The sequence below is a fragment of the Tepidiphilus margaritifer DSM 15129 genome (genome assembly GCF_000425565.1).
Lineage (GTDB): Bacteria > Pseudomonadota > Gammaproteobacteria > Burkholderiales > Rhodocyclaceae > Tepidiphilus > Tepidiphilus margaritifer.
Map to the genome: position 1 here is coordinate 21,525 of NZ_AUDR01000020.1, position 21,034 is coordinate 42,558.

Genomic DNA, 21,034 nt, shown 5'->3' on the forward strand with positions numbered 1-21,034 from the left:
AATATAAAGAACGGGATGGCGGAGCGCGCCCATCCCGTTTTTTTCGGCAGGCCGCTCAGGCGCCGCTGAATCCACTGCAAGGAGCCGTCGTGTTTTTCAATCCCGCGATCCTCGTCCTTGCCGACGGAACGGTGTTCCACGGCGAGGGTATCGGTGCGACCGGTCACACCGTCGGCGAGGTGGTGTTCAACACCTCGATGACGGGCTATCAGGAAATCCTCACCGATCCGAGTTATTCCCGGCAGATCGTCACCCTCACCTATCCCCACATCGGCAACGTCGGCATCAACGACGAGGACCTCGAATCCGAGCGTGTGATGGCAGCCGGCCTGGTGGTGCGTGACGTGCCGCTCCTGGCGAGCAACTTCCGCATGCGTTGCGATTTGCCCGAGTATCTGCGCGCGCAAGGGGTGGTGGCGATCGCCGGCATCGACACGCGCAAGCTCACGCGCATCCTGCGCGATCGCGGCGCTCAGGCGGGCGCCCTCGTCACGGCCCCGGCGGGCAAGACGCCCGACGTGGCCGAGGCGCTCGCCTTGGCGCGCGCATTCCCCGGCCTTGCCGGCATGGACTTGGCCAAAGAAGTGAGCCGGCGCGACGTCGCCGCCTGGCACGAGGGCGAATGGGCGCTGGGGCGGGGTTACGTACCGGCCGGCGAAGGGCCGCGGCACGTGGTGGTCTATGATTATGGCGTGAAGTACAACATCCTGCGCATGATCGCTTCCCGTGGCTGCCGCGTCACGGTGGTGCCGGCGCAGACACCCTTCGAGCAGACGCTCGCGCTCGCACCCGACGGCATCCTGCTCGCCAACGGGCCGGGCGATCCGGCGGCCTGCGACTATGCGATCGCCACCGCGCGTGAGGCGATCGCGCGGCGCATCCCCACTTTCGGCATCTGCCTGGGGCATCAGATCCTGGGGCTTGCCTCGGGGGCGAAGACGGTGAAGATGAAGTTCGGCCATCATGGGGCAAACCACCCGGTCAAGGATCTCGACACCGGGCGCGTGTATATCACCAGCCAGAATCACGGCTTTGCCGTGGATGCCGACACGCTGCCGGCCAATTGCCGCGTCACGCACGTCTCGCTCTTCGACGGCAGCCTGCAGGGGATCGAGCGCACCGACGCGCCGGCCTTCGGTTTCCAGGGGCACCCCGAGGCGAGCCCGGGGCCGCACGACGTCGGCTATCTGTTCGACCGTTTCGTCGCGCTGATCGACGCGCACCGCAACCAACGTCCATGAGCTTTCCGCCGCCGGCCCCGTCCGTCACGAGCGGGCGGGGCCGGCGGCCACCCACCGACGACAGGGAACGACATGCCCAAGCGTACCGACATCCACAGCATCCTCATCATCGGCGCCGGCCCGATCATCATCGGTCAGGCGTGCGAATTCGACTATTCCGGCGTGCAGGCATGCAAGGCGCTGCGCGAGGAAGGCTACCGCGTGATCCTGGTCAATTCCAACCCGGCCACGATCATGACCGACCCGGAGACGGCCGACGTCACCTACATCGAGCCGATCACCGCCGCCGTGCTCGAGCGCATCATCGACAAGGAGCGGCCCGATGCGCTGCTGCCCACCATGGGCGGGCAGACGGCGCTCAACTGTGCGCTCGAGCTCGCTCGTAGCGGAGTGCTCGAGCGCTACGGCGTGGAGCTCATCGGCGCGCGCGAGGAGGCGATCGACAAGGCCGAGGATCGGCAGAAATTCAAGGAGGCGATGACGCGCATCGGGCTCGATTCGGCGCGTTCGGGCATCGCCCACACGCTCGAAGAGGCGATGGCCGTGCAGGCGCAGATCGGGTTCCCGGTCATCATCCGGCCTTCCTTCACGCTCGGGGGTACGGGGGGCGGCATCGCCTACAACATGGAGGAGTTCGTCGAGATCTGCAAGCGGGGGCTGGATGCGAGCCCCATCAGCGAGCTCCTCATCGAGGAGTCGCTCATCGGCTGGAAAGAATTCGAGATGGAGGTCGTGCGCGATCGCGCCGACAATTGCATCATCGTCTGTTCCATCGAGAACCTCGACCCGATGGGCGTGCACACGGGCGACTCGATCACCGTGGCGCCGGCGCAGACGCTCACCGACAAGGAGTACCAGCGCATGCGCGATGCCTCCATCGCCGTGCTGCGCGAGATCGGGGTCGACACGGGGGGTTCCAACGTCCAGTTCGCCATCAATCCCGAAGACGGTCGCATGATCGTGATCGAAATGAACCCGCGCGTGTCGCGCTCCTCGGCGCTCGCCTCCAAGGCCACGGGCTTTCCCATCGCCAAGGTGGCAGCCAAGCTCGCGGTGGGGTACACGCTCGACGAACTCAAGAACGAGATCACCGGCGGGGCGACGCCGGCATCTTTCGAGCCCACGATCGACTACGTGGTCACCAAGGTGCCGCGGTTCGCCTTCGAGAAATTTCCCCAGGCCGACGATCGTCTCACCACGCAGATGAAATCCGTGGGCGAGGTGATGGCGATCGGGCGCACCTTCCAGGAATCCTTCCAGAAAGCCCTGCGTGGGCTGGAAGTGGGCGCCTATGGGCTCGACGAGGTCGACACCGACCGCGCCCGTCTCGAGCACGAACTGGCCAACCCCGGCCCGCAGCGCATCTGGTACGTGGCCCAGGCCTTCCGCGAGGGCTATACACTGACCGACGTGCACCGCCTGTCGCACATCGATCCGTGGTTCCTTGCCCAGATCGAGGATCTCGTGCGCACGGAGCAATCGCTCGTGGGGCGCTCGCTCGAGGCGATCGACGCGGCGCAGATGCGCGCGCTCAAACGCAAGGGATTCTCCGACCGGCGGCTCGCCAAGCTGCTGCAGCGCGACGAGACCGCCGTGCGCCTGCACCGGCATGCCTTGGGGGTGCGTCCGGTCTATAAGCGGGTGGATACCTGTGCGGCCGAGTTCGCCACCCAGACGGCCTACCTCTATTCCACCTACGAGGAAGAATGCGAGGCGGCGCCCACCACCCGGCGCAAGATCATGATCCTCGGCGGGGGACCCAACCGCATCGGTCAAGGGATCGAGTTCGACTACTGCTGCGTGCATGCGGCGCTCGCCTTGCGCGAGGACGGATTCGAGACCATCATGGTCAACTGCAACCCCGAGACCGTCTCCACCGACTACGACACCTCCGACCGACTCTATTTCGAGCCGATCACGCTGGAAGACATCCTCGAGATCGTCCACGTCGAGCGCCCCGAAGGGGTGATCGTGCAGTTCGGAGGACAGACGCCGCTCAAGCGCGCCAAGGCGCTGGAGGCGAACGGCGTGCCCATCATCGGCACCTCGCCCGATGCGATCGACGCGGCCGAAGACCGCGAACGTTTCCAGCATCTGCTCGTGCAGCTGGGCCTGCGTCAGCCGCCCAACCGCACCGCGCGCACGCCCGAGGAGGCGCTGCGGCTGGCCGCCGAGATCGGCTATCCGCTGGTGGTGCGCCCCAGTTACGTGCTCGGTGGACGCGCCATGGAGATCGTGCACGAGCAGAAGGATCTCGAGCGCTACATGCGCGAGGCAGTGAAAGTGTCGAACGACTCGCCCGTGCTGCTCGACCGGTTCTTGAACGACGCCACCGAGGTCGACGTCGATGCGCTTGCCGACGGCAAGGACGTGGTGATCGGCGGCATCATGGAGCACATCGAGATGGCCGGCGTGCATTCGGGCGATTCGGCCTGTTCGCTGCCGCCCTACACGCTCGCGCCGGCCGTGCTCGACGAGATGCGCCGCCAGACGGTGGCCATGGCCCGGGCGCTCGGCGTGGTGGGTCTGATGAACGTGCAGTTCGCCATCCAGGGAGAAGGGGAGAACGCCCTCGTCTATGTGCTGGAGGTCAATCCGCGCGCCTCGCGCACGGTACCTTTCGTCTCCAAGGCCTGCGGCGTGCCGCTCGCCAAGGTGGCGGCGCGCTGCATGGTGGGGCGTCCGCTCGCCGAGCAGGGCGTGACGCGCGAGATCGTGCCGCCTTATTATTCGGTGAAAGAGGCGGTCTTCCCCTTCGTGAAATTCCCCGGCGTCGATCCCATCCTCGGTCCCGAGATGAAATCGACCGGCGAAGTCATGGGTATCGGTCAGACCTTCGCCGAAGCCTTTTACAAGGCGCAATTGGCCGCGGGCGTGCGGCTGCCCACCAAGGGTCGCGCCTTCATCAGTGTCAAACCCAAGGATCGGCCCGCGGCGATCGAGATCGCCCGCAAGCTGCACGCCCTTGGTTTCGATCTGGTGGCCACGCGCGGCACGGCCGGCGTGCTTGCCCAGGCGGGAATCCCCGTGCGCGTGGTGAACAAGGTGACCGAAGGGCGGCCGCACATCGTCGACATGATCAAGAACGGCGAGATCGATCTCGTCATCAATACCGTCGAAGAGACGCGTCAAGCGGTACTCGATTCGCGCTCCATCCGCACGAGCGCGCTCGCGGCGAAGATCACGGCGATCTTCACCACCATCGAGGGCGCCGAGGCCGCGTGCCTGGGCATCGAACAGGCAGGACGCTACGACGTGTATTCCTTGCAGTCGCTGCATGCCCGGTTGCGGGAGGAGGCGAGATGAAATACCCCATGACCGTCGAAGGTGCAGAGAAACTGCGCCAGGAATTGCATCGTCTCAAGACCGTGGAGCGGCAGGCGGTGATCGCGGCGATCGCCGAGGCGCGCGCCCACGGCGATCTTTCCGAGAACGCCGAATACGACGCCGCGCGCGAGCGCCAGGCGTTCATCGAGGGGCGCATCCAGGAGCTGGAGGCGAAACTGGCCAATGCCCAGATCATCGACCCGAAGACGCTGGATGCCGACGGGCGGGTCGTGTTCGGCGCCACCGTCGAACTCGAGGATCTGGAAAGCGGCGACAAGGCGTGCTACCAGATCGTCGGCGACGAAGAGGCCGACGTGAAGGCGGGGAAGATCTCGGTGAGCTCGCCGATCGCCCGCGCCCTCATCGGCAAGTACGCCGGCGACGTGGTTCAGGTGCAGACGCCGGGGGGTATGCGCGAGTTCGAGATCCTGGACGTGCGCTACGTCTAGGGCTTGCGGCTCCGCCCCTTGGCGGGGCGGCGTTGGCGTGCCGCCTTGGCTGCGGTGCGCGCTTCGATGAGCGCGCGCAGCCGGGCTGCCCGGGCGAAGGACTTGGCCGATTTTGCATGCGCTGCCGGGGCGGTGGGCTTTTCCGCCGCTGCGCGCGGGGTGGCCTCGGGTTTGGGGCGCCACAGCACCAGCAGGTTGCCGATGTGCTGTACCGGCGCGCAGTCGAGCCGCTCGCAGATCTCGGCCATGAGTGCTTCGCGCACCTCGCGCTCGGAGCCGGCCACCCGTACTTTGATGAGCTCGTGCGCCGTCAGCGCCCGGTCGATCTCCGCAAGTACCGCCTCGGTGAGGCCCTTGCTCGCGATGATGACGACAGGATTGAGGTGATGGGCCTGGGCGCGCAGCGCCCGGCGGGTGTGACTGTCGATCTGGCGCATGGAATGGGGTTTCGCAGCCTAAAACGGAATTTTAACGCAAGGACGATGGGAAAGAACAAAAGCCACCGGGACTGGATCCACCGGCATCTGAACGATCCTTACGTGCAGGAGGCCACCCGCGCCGGCTACCGCTCGCGGGCGGCGTTCAAACTACTCGAGATCGACGACAAGGATCGGCTGCTGCGCCGCGGGCAGTGCGTGCTCGACCTGGGTTCGGCGCCAGGGGCTTGGTCGCAGGTGGCGCGCGAGCGCGTGGGGGAGACGGGGCGGGTCTTCGCCCTCGATCTGCTGCCCATGGCGCCGATTCCCGGCGTGGATTTCCTGCAAGGGGATTTCACCGAGGAGGCGACGGAACGGGCGCTGGAGGCGCTGCTCGCCGGCGCAGTGCTCGACGTGGTGCTGAGCGACATGGCGCCCAACCTCTCGGGTATCGCCTCGGTCGATCAGGCGCGTGCAATGCATCTGGCGGAACTCGCGCTCGATTTCGCCGTGCGCCACCTGCGCCCTGAAGGGGTCTTTCTCATCAAGGTGTTCCAGGGAGAAGGGTTCGACGACTTCCGCCGGGCGTTGGGCGCGGCGTTTCGCAGCGTGGCGGTGCGCAAGCCCAAGGCTTCGCGCGATCGCAGTGCGGAGGTGTATCTGCTCGGGCGGGGATTGCGCGGCGCTTGAGCGTGATCCCCCGGATAGGCGAGCATCCGGGCATCGCGCAACGCCACCAGGCAGCGTCATGCGAGGTGTCCAAAGAAAAAAGGCCGGTTACCCGGCCTCAAGCTTGTCTGCGCGCGGCCGTCTAGTGCGACCGCGGACTCCCCCCTCTCTCGTGATCAGTGGAACTGCTCTTCCTCGGTCGAACCGGTAAGGGCCGTGACGCTGGATTGGCCGCCTTGGATCACCGTGGTCACGTCGTCGAAATAGCCCGTGCCGACTTCGGCTTGGTGCGCCACGAAGGTGTAGCCCCGTTCGCGGGCGGCGAATTCGGGCTCCTGCACCTTCTCGACGTAGGCCGACATGCCCCGGCGCACGTAGTCATGGGCCAGGTCGAACATGTTGTACCACATGGAGTGGATACCGGCGAGCGTGATGAACTGGTACTTGTAGCCCATGGCGCCGAGCTCGCGCTGGAACTTGGCGATGGTGGCGTCGTCGAGGTTCTTCTTCCAGTTGAAGGACGGCGAGCAGTTGTAGGCGAGCAGCTTGCCTGGGAACTTGGCGTGCACCGCCTCGGCGAATTTGCGCGCGAATTCGAGATCCGGCGTCCCGGTTTCGCACCAGACGAGGTCGGCATAGGGCGCATAGGCGATCGCCCGGGCGATGGCCTGTTCGAGCCCTTTGCGGGTGCGATAAAACCCTTCGGCGGTGCGCTCGCCGGTGAGGAACGGTTTGTCGTATTCGTCGTGATCGGACGTGAGCAGATCGGCCGCCTCGGCGTCGGTGCGGGCGATCACCAGGGTGGGTACGCCGCAGACGTCGGCAGCGAGTCGCGCGGCGACCAGTTTCTGGATCGCTTCGGAAGTCGGTACCAGCACCTTGCCGCCCATGTGGCCGCATTTCTTCACCGAGGCGAGCTGGTCTTCGAAGTGCACGCCCGAGGCGCCGGCGCGGATCATGGCCTTCATGAGTTCGAAGGCATTAAGTACGCCCCCGAAACCGGCTTCGGCATCGGCGACGATGGGCGCGAAATAGTCGATCCAGCCCGGATCGCCGGGGTTGAGCCCCTTGCTCCACTGAATCTCATCGGCGCGCTTGAAGGCATTGTTGATGCGCTCGACCACCACCGGCACGGAGTTGACCGGATAGAGGGATTGGTCGGGGAACATGGCGCGGTATTCGTTGTTGTCCGCGGCCACTTGCCAGCCGGAGAGGTAGATGGCCTTGACGCCGGCTTTCACCTGCTGCATCGCCTGACCGCCGGTGAGCGCGCCGAGGCAGTTGATGTAAGGCTCTTCGTGCAGCAGCTTCCACAGCTTTTCGGCACCGCGACGGGCGAGGGTGTACTCCGGATTGACCGAGCCGCGCAGCCGCACCACGTCTTCGGCGGAGTAGGGACGGGTGACGCCTTTCCAGCGGGGGTTTTCGGCCCAGTCTTTTTTCAGGGCGGCGATCTGTTGCTGACGATCCATGACGGTTCCTTCCTTGAGAGAGGAGAAAAAGCCCATGAGCAAAGCCCATGGGCTGCATGGTACGTCAGCTCGGACGCGACGTCAACAGTCTTATATAAGACATAAGATAAGATCGGCGCACCGCGACATCACACGACCTTTATGGATCATACGAGTGGTACGTCGGACACGATCACACCGTCTTCGTCGGCATAGGCGAACATCCCTGGCGCGAAAGTGACACCACCGAAACTCACCGGCACGTCGCGTTGCCCTTCGCCGCGTTTCACCGTTTTCTGCGGATGGGTGGCGAGCGCCCAGACCCCCAGGGGAAGACGGCCGATGGCGGCCGAGTCGCGGATGCAGCCATAGACGATGACCCCGGCCCAGCCGTTCTTCACCGCGAGTTCGGCGAGGTTGTCACCCAGGAGCGCCCGGCGCAGCGACCCTCCGCCGTCGATCACCAGCATCGCGCCCTGGCCGGGCTCGGCGAGCATCTCGCGCACCAGGGCGTTGTCTTCGAAAATCTTCAGCGTGCGCACGGGCCCGCCCGCGGCGCGGGCGCCGCCATAGGAGCGCAGCATGGGGGCGAGCACGCGCACGCGGTCTTCATGCGCGTCGCACAGGTCGGCGGTATGGAAGTCCATAAAAAAATCTCCGGTCGGTGGAAGACGACCGGAGATTCTAGCAGCAGCTCGGACGCGGGATGGCGTCCGCCCGGGTTCAGGATTCGAGCACGGCTTCTTCGTCGAAGAGGAGTTTCACCTTGCCTTCGGCATCGACGTCGATCGTCACGTGTCCGCCGTTCACCAGCCGCCCGAAGAGGAGCTCGTCGGCGAGCGCGGCGCGGATCGTGTCCTGGATGAGCCGGGCCATGGGGCGTGCACCCATGAGCGGGTCGAACCCCTTGGCGGCGAGCCAGGCCTTGAGCTCGTCGGTGAAGTGCACTTCGACCTTGCGCTCGTGCAGCTGGGCTTCGAGCTGCATGAGGAACTTCTCGACGACGCGCTGGATGATCTCGTTGTCGAGCGGCTTGAAGGAGATGATCGCATCGAGCCGGTTGCGGAACTCCGGCGAGAAGATCCGCTTGAGCTCGCCCATCTCGTCGCCGGCCTCGCGCTTGGAGGCAAAGCCGATGGTGCTCTTTTGCATGGTCTCGGCGCCGGCGTTCGTCGTCATGATGATGATGACGTTGCGGAAGTCGGTCGAGCGGCCGTTGGCGTCGGTGAGCGTGCCGTGGTCCATCACCTGCAGCAGGATGTTGAACACGTCCGGGTGCGCTTTCTCGATTTCGTCGAGCAGCAGCACGCAGTGCGGTTTCTTCATCACCGCTTCGGTGAGGAGCCCCCCCTGTTCGAAGCCGACGTAGCCCGGCGGCGCGCCGATCAGGCGGCTGACGGTATGCCGTTCCATGTACTCCGACATGTCGAAGCGGATGAGGTCGATCCCCAGCGTGTAGGCGAGCTGGCGCGCGACTTCGGTCTTGCCCACACCGGTGGGGCCGGAGAAGAGGAAGGCGCCGATGGGTTTTTGCGGATTGCCCAGGCCAGAGCGCGACATCTTGATGGCGCGGGCGAGCGCTTCGATCGCCGCATCCTGCCCGAAGACGACGCTCTTCAGGTCGCGCTCGAGGCTGGCGAGTTTCTCGCGGTCGTCGGCGGCGATGGTGCGCGGCGGGATGCGCGCGATCTTGGCGACGATCGCCTCGATTTCGCCTTTTCCAATGACTTTCTTCTGCTTGTTCTTGGGCAGGATCTTCTGCGCCGCACCGGCTTCGTCGATGACGTCGATGGCCTTGTCCGGCAGCTGCCGGTCGGTGATGAAACGCGCCGCGAGCTCGGCGGCGGCGTGCAGCGCAGCGGTGGAGTATTTCACGTTGTGGTGTGCCTCGAACCGGCTACGCAGCCCCTTGAGGATGGCGATGGTGTCTTCCACGCTCGGCTCGGGCACGTCGATCTTCTGGAAGCGGCGCGACAGGGCGTGATCCTTCTCGAAGATCTGGCGGTATTCGGCGTACGTGGTGGCGCCGATGCACTTGAGCTGGCCGCTGGAGAGGGCCGGCTTCAAGAGGTTGGAGGCATCGAGCGTACCGCCCGAGGCCGCCCCCGCACCGATGAGCGTGTGGATCTCGTCGATGAAGAGGATGGCGTTTGGCCGCTCCTTCAGTTGCTTGAGCACGGCCTTGAGGCGCTGTTCGAAGTCGCCGCGGTACTTCGTGCCGGCAAGGAGCGCCCCCATGTCGAGCGCGTAGACCTGGGCGTTGGCGAGGATCTCGGGCACCTTGCCTTCGACGATCATGCGCGCGAGCCCCTCGGCGATGGCCGTCTTGCCCACGCCGGCTTCGCCCACGAGCAGGGGATTGTTCTTGCGCCGGCGGCAAAGCGTTTGGATGACGCGCTCGAGCTCGGTCTCACGGCCGATGAGCGGGTCGATCTTGCCTTCGCGGGCGAGCTGGTTGAGATTGACGGTGAAATTCTCCAGCGCACCGCCGTTGCCCTGCGGCGTTTCTTCCTCCTCGTTCGCCTCGTGCTTGGCTTTGCTTGCCGCGGCTTCACCTTGTGCGGCGTTGCGCGACTTGACGATGCCGTGCGAGAGGTAATTGACGAGGTCGAGCCGGGTGATCTTCTGCCGCTGCAGCAGATAGAGCGCGTGCGAATCCTTCTCGCCGAAAATCGCCACCAGCACGTTGGCGCCGACCACTTCGGATTTGCCCGAGGATTGCACGTGCAGGATGGCACGCTGGATGACGCGCTGGAAACCCAGCGTGGGCTGGGTGTCGACGTCGCCGTTGCCCGGCACCCGCGGTACGTGCGTGTCGATGAACTGCGACAGTTCGCGGCGCAGTTCGTCGAAATTGGCCCCCACCGCACGCAGCGCATCGGCCGCCGACGGGTTGTCGAGCAGCGCGAGCAGCAGGTGTTCGACGGTGACGTACTCGTGCCGCTTCTGCCGCGCGTCGACGAACGCCATGTGTAATGTGACTTCCAGCTCTTGGGCGATCATTTTCAAACTTCCTCCATGACGCAGGCGAGGGGGTGTCCGTGTTGCCGGGCAAAGGCCGTGACTTGCTCGACCTTGGTGGCGGCGATGTCTTTCGGATAGACGCCGCACACTGCCATCCCCTCATGATGGACTTTGAGCATGATTTGCGTCGCGCGTTCGCGGCCCATGTGAAAAAAACGCTCCAGCACGATCACGACGAAGTCCATGGGGGTGTAGTCGTCGTTGAGCAACAGCACCTTATAGAACGGCGGGGGGGAAACCCGCGCCTCTTCCTCCTCGAGGATCGGGGTGGTGGTATGCCGTGTCGTCATGGTTTCATTCTAATGCGTCCGCGCCCAAACGCAACCCCGGCGCGGACGATGGGATCGATTCGTCGCGCTCAATCGTCGCGTTCGGCAAAGTCGCTCTCGATGCGGTCGATCAGGGCGTGGAAGACCTCGCGCACCTGGCGTTCGCTCACGCCCATGAGGAGCGCGTCGTCGAGGGCATCTTTGAGCATCTGGGCGAGTTCCTCGAGATTCTCGCGCAGGACTTTGCGCTTTTCCGTGCAGCCGATCGTCTCACCCGAGGGAGTGCGCCAGACGAGGTGTTCGAGGAAGGCGTCGAGTTCGTTCATGGGGGAGGGGTGCCGCCCCGAGCGGGGCGGCGGAAAGGAGCTCAGCCGCGCAGGACGGCGGCGATCGCTTCGGCGACGTAGTCGAGGTTGCGCGCGTTGAGCGCGGCGATGCAGATGCGCCCGGAGCGTACCGCGTAGATGCCGTACTCGCTCTTGAGCCGTTCGACCTGCTCGGGGGTGAGCCCGGTGTAGGAGAACATGCCGCGCTGGCCGGTGACGAAGGAGAAGTCCTTGCCCGGTACGGCGGCTTCCAGGCGCTGGCGCAGCCCCTCGCGCATGGCGCGGATGCGTCGGCGCATGCCGCCGAGCTCTTCTTCCCATTGCGCGCGCAGCTCGCTCGAGGCGAGCACGTCGGCCACGAGCGCCGCGCCGTGCGTGGGCGGGTTGGAGTAGTTGGTGCGGATGACGCGCTTGAGCTGCGACAGCACCCGCTCGGCCTCGTCGCGCGAGCCGGTGACGATGGACAGCGCCCCGACGCGCTCGCCGTAGAGGGAGAAATTCTTCGAGAACGAGCTCGAGACGAAGAAGGGGATGCCGGTGGCGAGGAAATGGCGCACCGCCGCGGCGTCGGCGTCGATCCCTTCGGCGAAACCCTGGTAGGCCATGTCGAGGAAGGGGACGAGCTCGCCCGCCACGCAGGCTTGGGCGACTTCTTTCCACTGCGCTTCGGTGAGATCGGCTCCGGTGGGGTTGTGGCAGCAGGCGTGCAGCACGACGATGCTGCGCGGGGCCATGGCCGCGAGCGCCGCCTTCATGCCGGCGAAATCCACCCTGCCGGTGGCCGGATCGTAGTAGCGGTAGGTGCGCACGGGAAAGCCCGCCGCCTCGAAGATGCCGCGATGGTTTTCCCAGCTGGGGTCGGAGATGTAGACGGTGGCCTCGGGCACGATGCGCTTGAGGAGATCACCACCGATGCGCAGCGCCCCGGTGCCGCCCAGCCCTTGGGCGGTGACGACGCGCCCTTCGGCGAGCAGCGGGGAATTGGCGCCAAAGAGCAGACGCTGCACGGCGCCGGTGTAGGCGGCCGGGCCTTCGATGGGCTGGTAGCCGCGCGGCTTGGCCTGACGCACGCGCGCTTCCTCGGCGGTCTTCACCGAGGCGAGCAGCGGAATGCGTCCTTCTTCGTCGTAATACACGCCCACGCCGAGGTTTACTTTCTGGGGGCGAGGGTCGGCGGCGAAGGCTTCGTTGAGTCCGAGGATGGGGTCGCGCGGCGCGAGTTCGACCGCGGCAAAGAGACTGCGGGACATGGATCGGGGCTCCTGAGGCTGGACCATCGGGCTGTGCCTTGCGGGAACCCGCTTCGGGGTAAGATGTCGCAAGGCTACCGCCGAAAAAGGAAATTGTAGCATGGCCGAACTTCCTTCCTCCAGCGGGCGCTTCGTGCGCTTTCCGGGCAGCCCGTTCGAGCTGTTCCAACCCTATCCGCCGGCCGGGGACCAGCCTCAGGCGATCGAGGCCTTGGTCGCTGGCATCCGCGACGGGCTGATGTTTCAGACGCTGCTGGGGGTGACCGGTTCGGGCAAGACCTACACCATGGCCAACGTGATCGCCCGCTGCGGGCGCCCGGCCCTGGTGATGGCGCCGAACAAGACGCTCGCCGCCCAGCTCTACGCCGAGTTCCGCGAGTTCTTCCCCAAGAACGCCGTCGAGTACTTCGTCTCGTATTACGACTATTATCAGCCCGAAGCCTACGTGCCCAGCCGCGACCTCTACATCGAGAAGGATTCGAGCGTCAACGCGCACATCGAGCAGATGCGTCTGTCGGCGACCAAGAGCCTGATGGAGCGGCGCGACGTGGTGATCGTGGCCACCGTCTCGTGCATCTACGGCATCGGCGACCCGGTCGATTACCACTCGATGGTCTTGCACCTGCGCGAGGGCGAGCACATGGGGCAGCGCGCCATCATCGAGCGTCTGGTGCAGATGCAGTACGAACGCGCCGACGCGGATTTCCGCCGAGGAACCTTCCGCGTGCGCGGCGAGGTGATCGACGTCTTCCCGGCCGAGAGCGCGGAGTACGCGCTGCGCATCGAGCTTTTCGACGACGAGATCGAACATCTCACGCTCTTCGATCCGCTCACCGGGCATCTGGTGCATAAACTCGTGCGCTTCACCGTCTATCCTTCGAGCCATTACGTGACTCCGCGCGCCACCGTCCTGCGCGCGATCGATTCGATCAAGGAAGAGCTGCGCGAGCGCAAGGCGTGGCTATTGGAGTGCGGCAAGCTGGTGGAGGCGCAGCGTCTGGAGCAGCGCACGCTCTTCGACCTGGAGATGCTCTCCGAGATGGGATTTTGCAAGGGGATCGAGAACTATTCCCGGCACCTTTCGGGACGCCGTCCGGGCGAGCCTCCGCCCACGCTCATGGACTACCTGCCGGCCGATGCGCTGCTCTTCATCGACGAGTCGCACGTGACGGTGGGGCAGATCGGGGGGATGTTTCGCGGCGACCGTTCGCGCAAGGAGAACCTCGTCGAATACGGCTTTCGCCTGCCCTCGGCACTCGACAACCGGCCGCTCACCTGGGAGGAGTTCGAGCGATTGATGCCGCAGACGATCTTCGTCTCGGCCACGCCCGGCGAGTACGAGACGACGCACCAGCAGCAGCTCGTGGAGCAGGTGGTGCGCCCCACGGGGCTGGTCGATCCGGAAGTGATCGTGCGCCCGGCTTCGACCCAGGTCGATGACCTGCTCGCCGAAGCCAAGCGTCGCGTGGCTGCCGGCGAGCGCGTGCTGGTGACCACGCTCACCAAGCGCATGGCCGAAGATTTGACGGAGTATCTCAACGAGAACGGCGTTCGTGCGCGCTATTTGCATTCGGACATCGACACGGTCGAGCGCGTGGAGATCATCCGCGACCTGCGTCTGGGGGAATTCGACGTGCTGGTGGGCATCAACCTGCTGCGCGAGGGGTTGGACATCCCCGAGGTGTCGCTGGTGGCGATCCTGGACGCGGACAAGGAGGGGTTTCTGCGCTCCGAGCGCTCGCTCATCCAGACGATCGGGCGGGCGGCGCGCAATCTCCACGGCACGGCCATCCTCTACGCTGACCGCGTCACCGAGTCGATGCGCCGCGCCATCGACGAGACCGAACGGCGCCGCGCCAAGCAGCTCGCCTACAACGCTGAGCACGGCATCACCCCGCGCGGTGTGACCAAGCGCATCAAGGACATCATCGACGGGGTCTATGACGAAGAGGGAGAGAAGCGGTCCTCGGCGCGGGCCGTCGCGGCGACCGAGGCACACTGGGAAGAGTCCATCGATCCGGCCGACGAGAAGGCGGTGGCGCGGGCGATCGCCCGGCTGGAGAAGGAGATGCTGGAGCACGCGCGCAATCTGGAGTTCGAGGCGGCCGCGCAGGTGCGCGACCGGCTCTTTCGCCTGCGCGAACGAGTCTTCGGTGCCGATCCCCACGCCTCGCTCGAGGAGTGAGGAAACGGGGAAAGGTGAAGGGCGCGGCGTTTGCCGCGCCCTTTTTCAGGCGGCGGGAGGTTGCTCGTCGGCGACGGGTGGGGTCGATTCGACAGAGGACCGCTTGGTCTCCACCTGAACGAGCGGCCCTTCCTCGACCTTGGGCAGGCGCACCACGGGGCGGCCGAGTTGCACGATCACTTCGGTGGGCTTGAGCTCGGCGAGCTTGGCTGGATCGGTCTCTACCCACTGCAGGCCGGCGGCGGCGAGGATCTCGCGCAGGGATTCGGGCGTCGTCTGCGGCGGTGTCGGCGTGGGCGCAGTGACCTCCGCCTTCGGCATGGCGGATCCGGACGGCGTGGAGGGGGTCGCCTCGGTCCGAGGTTCGCTCGCCGGAAGGGAGACGGCCGTTTCCTCGCTCGCAGGAACCGCCGCGGATTCTTGGGCTACGGCCGTACGGCTGGGCAGCGCCTGTTCGGCCGGTGCTGCCTCGGCGATTTCAGCCACTGCTCCTTCGAACAGGGTGTTCCGAGAGGGAACCTCGGGTTCGCCCTGTGGCGCAGCGATCTCGGTCAGGCTGACGGAAGCGGCCGTGGCGGGAGCTTCAGACTCGGCGGCCGCGCCTGCGCCCTCCTGCCCGACTGCCGGCGCGGGAAGCTGCGGCGGCACGAGGACGGGCAGATTTTCCGGCGCTGGAGCGGCGGATGCTGGCTCGGGCAGGTGCGCGGCGGTGGCATCGTCGCGCTTTTTCGCGGACTTGCGCGGCGGCTGGGACTCGGCGGCTCGGCCAGACTCTTCGCTCGCAGCGGGTTCGATCTCGGCCTGCGCCGTATCTTCGGTTTCGGCGGATTCGATCGTCTCTGCCGCTTCACCCGTTCCCTTGCGGCGCGAACGCGAGCGGCGGCGACGCTTGGCCGAAGTTTCGGGCGACGCAGTTTCGGTCGAGGATTCGCCGGCCGATGGCAAGACCAGTTCCAGCGTTTCTCCGGTTTCCTCCGCGGCAGGCACCCGCGACGGCGCGGGTTCGGCGCTTGGGGCGGAGGCGGGAACCTGGGGCGTCTGCGGTGCGATGGGCAGGGTCTCGGAAACAGGGCTCGGAAGGGGTGCTTCGACGGGCGCACGCTCGCTGCGGCGCTCCGTCGCTTCTTCACGGCGCCGGCTCGGTTCGCGCGGCGCACGCTCGCTGCGGCGGGATCCTTCGGCGCTACGGGGCGGGCGCGGTTGACGCCGACCTTCGGGGCGTCGGGGCGCTTCGGCGGCGGATTCGGCCGCAGCGGGAGCCGGGACGGGCGCTTCGGCCTTGGCTGCTTCGCTGGCGCCAGGGCCCATGAGGCTGCGCAACCAGGACTTGAGGCGCTGCACCAAGGGGGGCGGGGCGGATTTCACCGCGGAAGATTCGGCGGTCGGCGCCGGGACGGGGGCCGCGGCGCTCGGCGAAGGGGGCGGTGTTTCGGGGGTGATGCCCTTGACGGCCGCTTCCTGGCGCCGGGCAGGTTTCTCGGTGAGCTCGGTGACGCGGTTGGATTCGGGGGCGGGTGGCGTGGCCAGTTCGTAGCTCACCAGGGTGACGTCGTGCGTGTCGAGCTGGTCGTGGCGCAGACGCACCACTTCATAGGCCGGCGTCTCCATGTGGCGGTTGGGGATGACGACGATACGTACCTTGTGCCGCGCTTCGATGCGGGCGACGTCGACCCGCTTCTCGTTGAGGAGGTAGGTGGCGACGTCGACCGGAACCTGGGTATAGACGGCGGCGGTGTTCTCCTTGATCGCCTCTTCTTCGATCAGCCGCAGGATGTGCAGCGCGGCCGATTCAGTGCTGCGGATGTGGCCGGTGCCGGTACAGCGGGGACAGGTGATGTAGCTCGTCTCGGCCAGTGCCGGGCGCAACCGTTGGCGCGAGAGTTCCAGCAAGCCGAATTTGCTGATCTTGCCCAGCTGCACGCGGGCGCGGTCGTGTTTGATGGAATCCTTGAGGCGGTTCTCGACCTCGCGCTGGTTTTTGGCCGACTCCATGTCGATGAAGTCGATGACGATGAGTCCGCCGAGGTCGCGCAGGCGCAGCTGACGGGCGATCTCATCGGCCGCCTCCAGGTTGGTCTTGAAGGCCGTCTCTTCGATGTCGGCCCCTTTCGTGGCGCGCCCGGAGTTGACGTCGATGGCCACCAGCGCTTCGGTGTGGTCGATGACGATGGCGCCGCCACTGGGCAGATTCACCTGGCGCGAATAGGCCGTCTCGATCTGGTGTTCGATCTGGAAGCGGGAGAAGAGGGGGACATCGTCCTGGTAGCGTTTGACGCGCGGCACGCAGTCGGGCATGACGTGGGCCATGAATTGGCGCGCCTGCTCGTAGATGTCGTCGGTGTCGCACAGGATCTCGCCGATGTCGGGCTGGAAGTAATCGCGGATCGCCCGAATCACCAGGGCGCTTTCCTGGTAGATGAGGAAGGGGCCGGATTGCGAGGCGGCGGCGTCTTCGATCGCACGCCACAGCTTGAGGAGGTAGTTGAGGTCCCACTGCAGCTCTTCGCGCGTGCGGCCGATGGCCGCGGTGCGTGCGATCAGGCTCATGCCGTCGGGGACGTCGAGTTCCTCGAGCAAGGCTTTCAGCTCGGCCCGCTCTTCCCCGTCGATGCGACGCGACACACCGCCGCCGCGCGGGTTGTTGGGCATGAGGACGAGGTAGCGGCCAGCCAGAGAGATATAGGTGGTGAGCGCCGCGCCCTTGTTGCCGCGCTCGTCCTTTTCCACCTGGACGATGAGCTCTTGCCCGACCGAGAGGGCGTCTTGCACCCGTGTGCGGCCGTTGGCTTCGGTGCTTTTCCAGTAGGTGCGGGCGACTTCCTTGAAGGGAAGGAACCCGTGGCGCTCTTCGCCGTAATCGACGAACACCGCCTCGAGGCTGGGCTCGATGCGGGTGATCACCGCCTTGTAGATATTGCCTTTGCGCTGTTCGCGGCCGGATCCTTCGATGTCGAAATCGATCAGCTTCTGGCCGTCGACGATGGCGACGCGCAGTTCTTCCGGCTGCGTCGCGTTGAAGAGCATGCGTTTCATCGTGTCGTCACTCCCGCGCTGCGGGCGGACGCGAACGGGCAGCGGCCCGGTGAGGGTCGACGTCAGCGCGCGGAGGCGCCGTTCCGCGGCGGCCGGGCAGGCCGCACGGGGCAAGGGACTGCGCCGTGCAGTGCGGGAGGCGTGGGGCCTGGATTCGGTGGCACCATGTCGTCGATCGTCTCTTCGGTTGTGCCGCACCGTTCGGGGTGCGGCGGACTGCATTCCTGTTCGTGTCCGCCCGAGCCGTTCAAGTTGAGAAAAAAGTCGATAAGGCCGGGCGAGCCTGGTGTTCCGCCGGTTCATCCGACGCGGCGCGAAAAAAATCGAGGCGCCGGGTCGGAGGGGTTACCCGATTCCGGTCGGGCGGGAGCACGGCGTCTTCTCGACGGGCTCGACCGCTCGAAGTCGGTCCACTCCGGGTGGACGTTGCACGACGACTCGACCGTGAATCGAAGCGATAGTATATTCGGGAAGATGATGGAACGCAAAATTTCTCCCGCGGCGCAGGAGTGGTGCGTCGACGAGGCGGGCGCCGGGCAGCGCCTGGACAATTACCTTCTGCGTCACCTCAAGGGGGTGCCGAAGAGTCACGTCTATCGCATCATCCGCAGCGGCGAGGTGCGCGTCGACGGCCGTCGGGCGCAGGCGCAGACACGCCTCGAGCAGGGACAGAGGGTGCGGGTGCCGCCGGTGCGCGTGGCCGAGGCGCCCGTGCGTCCGGCGATTCCCGCCGGGCCGCCGCTGCCGGTGATCCATGAGGACGAAGACCTGATCGTACTCGACAAGCCGGCCGGGTTGGCGGTGCATGGCGGCTCGGGCGTGTCGTTCGGGGTGATCGAGCGCTTGCGCGCCGAGCGGCCGGCGGCACCGCTGCTCGAGCTGGTGCATCGGCTCGATCGTGAAACGTCCGGCCTGCTGATGGTGGCCAAGCGCCGCTCGGCCCTGAAGGCGCTGCAGGATGCCTTGCGCGCCGGGCAGGTGCGCAAGCGCTATCTCGCCTTGGTCCACGGCCTCGTCGAGCAGCACATGCAGCATGTGCGCGCGCCGCTTTTCAAGTACCTCACGCCGGAAGGGGAGCGACGCGTGCGCGTCAGCCCTGAGGGGAAAGTCGCGCACAGCATCGTGCGGCGTCTGCGGCGCTGGCCGCAGGCGGGTTATACCTTGGTGGAAGTGGAATTGAAGACCGGGCGCACGCATCAGATTCGCGTCCATATGGCGCATCTGGGGCATCCCTTGGTGGGAGACGAGAAGTACGGTCGTTTCGCCGCCAACAAGGCGCTGGCGCGGTCGGGATTCGATCGCATGTTCCTGCATGCGGCATTTCTTTCTTTCGTGCATCCGCGCTCGGGGGTGCGCCTCGACCTGGAGGCGCCATTGCCGCCGGAATTGCGGGAATTTTTGGCTGATCTGGGCGCGGGGGAGGAAGGGTGAGCGCATTCGATCTGGTGGTATTCGATTGGGATGGAACGCTGATGGATTCGACGGCGGCCATCGTGCGCGCGATGCAGCGTGCCGCCGAGGATCTGGGCGTGCCGCCTCCGCCGGCGCAGCGGGCGCGGCAGGTGATCGGCCTGGGCTTGGCCGATGCCTTGCGTCTGGCGCTGCCCGAGCTGCCGGCGCAGCGCTACCCGGAGATGGCGGCGCGCTACCGCCACCATTACTTGTCGCACGACGGCGAGCTCGAGCTCTTTCCCGGGGTCGAGGAGCTGCTTGCGCGGCTCGTGGCGGCCGGGCGCTACGTGGCGGTGGCCACCGGAAAGAGCCGGCTAGGGCTGGAACGTGCGCTCGATCATTCGGGTTTGCGCCGCTACGTGATGGCCTCGCGTACCGCCGATGAGTGCCATTCCAAGCCGCATCCGCAGATGCTGCACGAGCTGCTCGAAGAGTTCGCGGTTCCGCCCGAGCGGGCAGTGATGATCGGCGATACGACGCACGACTTGCTCATGGCCCAGGCGGCGGGAACGTCCGCCATTGGCGTGGCCTACGGGGCGCATCCGCGCGAGGCGCTCACGGCGCTGCGGCCGTTGTCGGTGGTGGATTCTGCGCGTGCGCTCGCGCCGCTATTGCTGGGAGAGAAAGCCGAAGACGGTCGGGCGCTTGCCGAGCGTCGGTAAGGGTTCGGTGCGCCAGCGTGCGACGGGGGCGGTGCGGATCCATTGATCCGGCTGGGTGAGATGGCAGGCCACGCACAGCAGCGTCGTCGGTGCCAGCACCTGCACCAGGGTTTCGAGCATGCGATCGTTACGGTATGGCGTTTCGATGAAGAATTGGCTCTGCCTCTGGGCGCGGGATTTCGCTTCCAGTGCGGCGATCGCGGTGGCGCGCTCCGGCGCCGGGATCGGCAGGTAGCCGTGGAAGGCGAAACGCTGGCCCTCGAGACCGCTGCCCATGAGCGCGAGCATGAGGGCCGAAGGGCCGACGAGCGGCACCACGGCAATGCCGCGCCCGTGCGCCCGGGCGACCAGCGCCGCTCCGGGGTCGGCCACCCCGGGGCAGCCGGCATCGGACATCAGGCCGATGTCCTCGCCTTCTAGGCAAGGTGCGAGTAGCACGTCCAGAGCAGCCGGCGTCGGCGCGTCGGGGATGCGCTGCAGCAGTAATTCGGCAATTGGCCTCGGATGTCCCAGGCGTTTGAGGGCGGCGCGGGCTGGTTTCTCGTTTTCGACGACGAAACGGCGCAGGCGCTGCACTTCGCGCAAGTGTTCCGGCGGCAGCAGCGGCGGCCCTTCATCGCCTAGTGGCGTGGGGATGAGCAGCAATCGCCCGGGGGTCACGGCAGCGTCCACCCGAGGCGGCGCAGCATCCGCGCCGTGGCGATGAGCGGCAGGCCGATGAGGGCGGTGGGGTCGCTCGATTCGATCGCCTCGAGCAGCGTGATGCCCAGACCTTCGGCCTTGGCGCTGCCGGCGCAGTCGAGCGGCCGTTCGCGCTCGACGTAGCGCACGATCTCCGCGTCGGTGAGGTCGGCGCGAAAGCGCACCCGGGTGGGCACGAGTTCGGTCTGGGCGCGGCCCTGCTCGTCGAGTACGCACACGGCGGTGGAGAATTCCACTGTCCGGCCGCGCATGCGTTGCAGTTGCGCGACGGCACGCTCCACGCTGCCCGGTTTGCCGAAACGCTCGTCGCCGAGGTGGGCGACCTGGTCGCTGCCGATGACGTGGCAGGCTTCGCCGAGCGTCGCCGCAACCGCTCGGGCTTTGGCTTCGGCCAGTCGCCGGCCCGTCTGTGCCGGGGATTCGCCGGGCAGCGGTGTTTCATCGACCTGGGGGGCGATGGCGGCGAAAGGCAGGCCGAAGCGCTCGAGGAGCTGGCGACGGTAGGGCGAGGTGGAGGCGAGGATCAGACGCGGCATGAAGGGTATTTTTGACAAAAATGTCGGGAAATCTTATCATTG

At 66.3% G+C, this 21,034-nt stretch carries 17 protein-coding genes; 7 read left to right on the forward strand and 10 right to left on the reverse strand.

Annotated features, from left to right (window positions below; all coding sequences use genetic code 11):
* The first annotated feature begins 89 nt into the window (after window positions 1–89).
* The 3 genes from carA to greA all read left to right on the forward strand — a co-directional run bounded on the left by carA (window position 90) and on the right by greA (window position 5,017).
* Window positions 90–1,241, forward strand: a complete 1,152-nt coding sequence (carA, locus tag H607_RS0108395) for a glutamine-hydrolyzing carbamoyl-phosphate synthase small subunit (RefSeq protein ID WP_037990136.1) — start codon at window positions 90–92, stop codon at window positions 1,239–1,241.
* 72 nt (window positions 1,242–1,313) lie between these two features.
* Window positions 1,314–4,547: a carbamoyl-phosphate synthase large subunit gene (gene carB / locus H607_RS0108400; protein ID WP_028875068.1), complete on the forward strand. Its 3,234-nt coding sequence runs from the start codon at window positions 1,314–1,316 to the stop codon at window positions 4,545–4,547.
* Window positions 4,544–5,017 (forward strand): transcription elongation factor GreA, encoded by a 474-nt coding sequence (greA, locus tag H607_RS0108405; RefSeq protein ID WP_028875069.1) that lies wholly within the window; start codon window positions 4,544–4,546, stop codon window positions 5,015–5,017. Before carB ends, greA begins: the two co-directional genes overlap by 4 nt.
* Here greA and yhbY read toward each other — a convergent pair.
* Window positions 5,014–5,454, reverse strand: coding sequence for a ribosome assembly RNA-binding protein YhbY (gene yhbY / locus H607_RS0108410; protein WP_028875070.1), 441 nt, complete (start codon window positions 5,452–5,454; stop codon window positions 5,014–5,016). The two genes, greA and yhbY, sit on opposite strands and share 4 nt — an antisense overlap.
* 45 nt (window positions 5,455–5,499) lie before the next feature.
* On the opposite strand from yhbY, the gene H607_RS0108415 reads away from it, so the two are divergent.
* Complete coding sequence (locus tag H607_RS0108415; RefSeq protein WP_028875071.1) at window positions 5,500–6,123, forward strand: RlmE family RNA methyltransferase; 624 nt, start codon at window positions 5,500–5,502, stop codon at window positions 6,121–6,123.
* A 155-nt stretch (window positions 6,124–6,278) separates the two neighbouring features.
* Here H607_RS0108415 and aceA read toward each other — a convergent pair whose 3' ends face one another.
* The 6 genes from aceA to H607_RS0108445 all read right to left on the reverse strand — a co-directional run bounded on the left by aceA (window position 6,279) and on the right by H607_RS0108445 (window position 12,422).
* On the reverse strand, window positions 6,279–7,574 hold the full coding sequence (gene aceA, locus H607_RS0108420) for an isocitrate lyase (RefSeq protein ID WP_028875072.1): 1,296 nt from the start codon (window positions 7,572–7,574) through the stop codon (window positions 6,279–6,281).
* 146 nt (window positions 7,575–7,720) lie between these two features.
* Window positions 7,721–8,200, reverse strand: coding sequence for a ribonuclease E activity regulator RraA (gene rraA, locus H607_RS0108425; RefSeq protein WP_028875073.1), 480 nt, complete (start codon window positions 8,198–8,200; stop codon window positions 7,721–7,723).
* A gap of 76 nt (window positions 8,201–8,276) precedes the next feature.
* Window positions 8,277–10,556, reverse strand: coding sequence for an ATP-dependent Clp protease ATP-binding subunit ClpA (clpA, locus tag H607_RS0108430; RefSeq protein WP_028875074.1), 2,280 nt, complete (start codon window positions 10,554–10,556; stop codon window positions 8,277–8,279).
* 2 nt (window positions 10,557–10,558) lie between these two features.
* A complete protein-coding gene (gene clpS, locus H607_RS0108435) occupies window positions 10,559–10,867 on the reverse strand; it encodes an ATP-dependent Clp protease adapter ClpS (protein WP_028875075.1) in 309 nt (102 codons plus the stop codon).
* Between the two features lie 68 nt (window positions 10,868–10,935).
* Window positions 10,936–11,172, reverse strand: coding sequence for a hypothetical protein (locus tag H607_RS0108440; protein WP_028875076.1), 237 nt, complete (start codon window positions 11,170–11,172; stop codon window positions 10,936–10,938).
* A 41-nt stretch (window positions 11,173–11,213) separates the two neighbouring features.
* Window positions 11,214–12,422, reverse strand: a complete 1,209-nt coding sequence (locus tag H607_RS0108445) for an amino acid aminotransferase (protein ID WP_028875077.1) — start codon at window positions 12,420–12,422, stop codon at window positions 11,214–11,216.
* Window positions 12,423–12,522: 100 nt separating this feature from the next.
* Between H607_RS0108445 and uvrB the strand changes: the two genes are divergently transcribed.
* On the forward strand, window positions 12,523–14,607 hold the full coding sequence (gene uvrB, locus H607_RS0108450; protein ID WP_028875078.1) for an excinuclease ABC subunit UvrB: 2,085 nt from the start codon (window positions 12,523–12,525) through the stop codon (window positions 14,605–14,607).
* 45 nt (window positions 14,608–14,652) lie between these two features.
* Here uvrB and H607_RS12320 read toward each other — a convergent pair whose 3' ends face one another.
* Window positions 14,653–17,640: an Rne/Rng family ribonuclease gene (locus H607_RS12320; RefSeq protein WP_051240779.1), complete on the reverse strand. Its 2,988-nt coding sequence runs from the start codon at window positions 17,638–17,640 to the stop codon at window positions 14,653–14,655.
* 474 nt (window positions 17,641–18,114) lie between these two features.
* Between H607_RS12320 and H607_RS0108460 the strand changes: the two genes are divergently transcribed.
* Both H607_RS0108460 and H607_RS0108465 read left to right on the forward strand, forming a co-directional pair.
* Entirely contained in the window at window positions 18,115–19,071 is a 957-nt protein-coding gene (locus H607_RS0108460) for an RluA family pseudouridine synthase (protein WP_028875079.1), read from the forward strand.
* Window positions 19,068–19,754: an HAD family hydrolase gene (locus H607_RS0108465; RefSeq protein ID WP_028875080.1), complete on the forward strand. Its 687-nt coding sequence runs from the start codon at window positions 19,068–19,070 to the stop codon at window positions 19,752–19,754. The genes H607_RS0108460 and H607_RS0108465 overlap by 4 nt, the downstream gene beginning before the upstream one ends.
* Here H607_RS0108465 and H607_RS0108470 read toward each other — a convergent pair.
* On the reverse strand, window positions 19,701–20,414 hold the full coding sequence (locus H607_RS0108470; RefSeq protein ID WP_028875081.1) for an SAM-dependent methyltransferase: 714 nt from the start codon (window positions 20,412–20,414) through the stop codon (window positions 19,701–19,703). The two genes, H607_RS0108465 and H607_RS0108470, sit on opposite strands and share 54 nt — an antisense overlap.
* A complete protein-coding gene (locus H607_RS0108475) occupies window positions 20,411–20,992 on the reverse strand; it encodes a Maf family nucleotide pyrophosphatase (protein WP_037990139.1) in 582 nt (193 codons plus the stop codon). The genes H607_RS0108470 and H607_RS0108475 overlap by 4 nt, the downstream gene beginning before the upstream one ends.
* Between the last annotated feature and the right edge of the window lie 42 nt (window positions 20,993–21,034).

What these genes read in the sequence shown, in the direction of transcription:
- carB (WP_028875068.1), top strand. Translation starts at nt 1,314, where the DNA reads ATGCCCAAGCGTACCGACATCCACAGCATCCTCATCATCGGCGCCGGC.
- greA (WP_028875069.1), top strand. Translation starts at nt 4,544, where the DNA reads ATGAAATACCCCATGACCGTCGAAGGTGCAGAGAAACTGCGCCAGGAA.
- yhbY (WP_028875070.1), bottom strand. Translation starts at nt 5,454, where the DNA reads ATGCGCCAGATCGACAGTCACACCCGCCGGGCGCTGCGCGCCCAGGCC.
- H607_RS0108415 (WP_028875071.1), top strand. Translation starts at nt 5,500, where the DNA reads ATGGGAAAGAACAAAAGCCACCGGGACTGGATCCACCGGCATCTGAAC.
- aceA (WP_028875072.1), bottom strand. Translation starts at nt 7,574, where the DNA reads ATGGATCGTCAGCAACAGATCGCCGCCCTGAAAAAAGACTGGGCCGAA.
- rraA (WP_028875073.1), bottom strand. Translation starts at nt 8,200, where the DNA reads ATGGACTTCCATACCGCCGACCTGTGCGACGCGCATGAAGACCGCGTG.
- clpA (WP_028875074.1), bottom strand. Translation starts at nt 10,556, where the DNA reads ATGATCGCCCAAGAGCTGGAAGTCACATTACACATGGCGTTCGTCGAC.
- clpS (WP_028875075.1), bottom strand. Translation starts at nt 10,867, where the DNA reads ATGACGACACGGCATACCACCACCCCGATCCTCGAGGAGGAAGAGGCG.
- H607_RS0108440 (WP_028875076.1), bottom strand. Translation starts at nt 11,172, where the DNA reads ATGAACGAACTCGACGCCTTCCTCGAACACCTCGTCTGGCGCACTCCC.
- H607_RS0108445 (WP_028875077.1), bottom strand. Translation starts at nt 12,422, where the DNA reads ATGTCCCGCAGTCTCTTTGCCGCGGTCGAACTCGCGCCGCGCGACCCC.
- uvrB (WP_028875078.1), top strand. Translation starts at nt 12,523, where the DNA reads ATGGCCGAACTTCCTTCCTCCAGCGGGCGCTTCGTGCGCTTTCCGGGC.
- H607_RS12320 (WP_051240779.1), bottom strand. Translation starts at nt 17,640, where the DNA reads ATGAAACGCATGCTCTTCAACGCGACGCAGCCGGAAGAACTGCGCGTC.
- H607_RS0108460 (WP_028875079.1), top strand. Translation starts at nt 18,115, where the DNA reads ATGATGGAACGCAAAATTTCTCCCGCGGCGCAGGAGTGGTGCGTCGAC.
- H607_RS0108475 (WP_037990139.1), bottom strand. Translation starts at nt 20,992, where the DNA reads ATGCCGCGTCTGATCCTCGCCTCCACCTCGCCCTACCGTCGCCAGCTC.